Source organism: Caulobacter sp. P1_B12_2 (genome assembly GCF_056406675.1).
Window position 1 is genome coordinate 1 of record NZ_JBFTZS010000777.1, and the last position, 1,080, is coordinate 1,080.

2 protein-coding genes are annotated in these 1,080 nt (G+C 69.0%); both read left to right on the top strand.

Annotated elements, in window-relative coordinates:
- The coding region (locus tag AC1DZ6_RS25690) for a LysR substrate-binding domain-containing protein (RefSeq protein ID WP_477099911.1) at positions 1–689 on the top strand (689 nt) is incomplete at its 5' end.
- A gap of 6 nt (positions 690–695) precedes the next feature.
- Positions 696–1,025 (top strand): chorismate mutase, encoded by a 330-nt coding sequence (locus tag AC1DZ6_RS25695; protein WP_477099912.1) that lies wholly within the window; start codon positions 696–698, stop codon positions 1,023–1,025.
- Positions 1,026–1,080 lie beyond the last annotated feature (55 nt).

The window sequence follows — 1,080 nt, forward strand, 5'->3', positions numbered from 1 at the left end:
GCCTGCTGACCGCCGCCGTCGACGGCCGCCGCCTGACCCTGACCGCCGCCCCCTCGTTCGCCGCCAAGTGGCTGGTGCCGCGCCTGGGCAAGTTCGAGCAGGCCCAGCCCCAGGTCGACGTCTGGCTGTCGGCCGGCATGGAAGTCGTGGATTTCGCCGCCGGCGAGGTCGACCTGGCCATCCGCTACGGCTCGGGACGCTATCCCGGCCTGGAGGTCATCCGCCTGCTCAGCGAGACCGTGATCCCTGTCGCGTCACCTGAGCTTCTGGCCGCCAACCCTCTGGAATCGCCCGAAGATCTGTCGCGCCACATCCTGCTGCACGACGGCTCGCCGGACGCCGACGACAGCTGCCCGGACTGGGCCATGTGGCTGGCGGCGCGGGGCATCCGATCGGTGGACGGCGCCCGGGGTCCGCGCTTCAACCAGTCGAGCATGGTGATCGAGGCCGCCGCCAACGGACGCGGCGTCGCCCTGGCCAAACAGACCCTGGCCCAGGCCGATCTCGACGCCGGCCGTCTGGTCATTCCGTTCGAGATTCCCACGGCCGTCGACTTCGCCTATTACGTCGTCCATCCCAAGGCCAAGGGGCGTCTGCCGCAAGTGAAGGCGTTCGTTTCGTGGCTGCAGGCCGAGGCGGCGGCCCACGAAGCGGCCCTCCTCACCATGGACAACGGCGCGGGCATCTAAAGCTAAATGGTCAAGACGATTATCGAGGTCGGCGAACGACTGGTTCCCGGCGACTGCCAGACCATGGTCGATGTCCGCCAGGGCGTGGACGCCCTGGACCGGGCGCTGGTGGCCCTGCTGACCGAGCGTCAGGGCTATATGAGCGCCGCCGCCCGCATCAAGCCCGACCGCTCCAAGGTGTTCGACCGCGCGCGGATCGAGGACGTGGTCGAGAAGGTGAAAGCCGCCGCCCGTGAGTCAGGTTTGTCGGAAGCCATCGCCGAGCCGGTATGGCGGACGCTGGTCGATCGCTGCATCGCCTATGAGTACGACAGCTGGGACCGGACGAAGGGGTAGCCAGAGACGCCCCCTCCGTCGGGCTTCGCCCGCCACCTCCCCCGTTTCCCGGGGG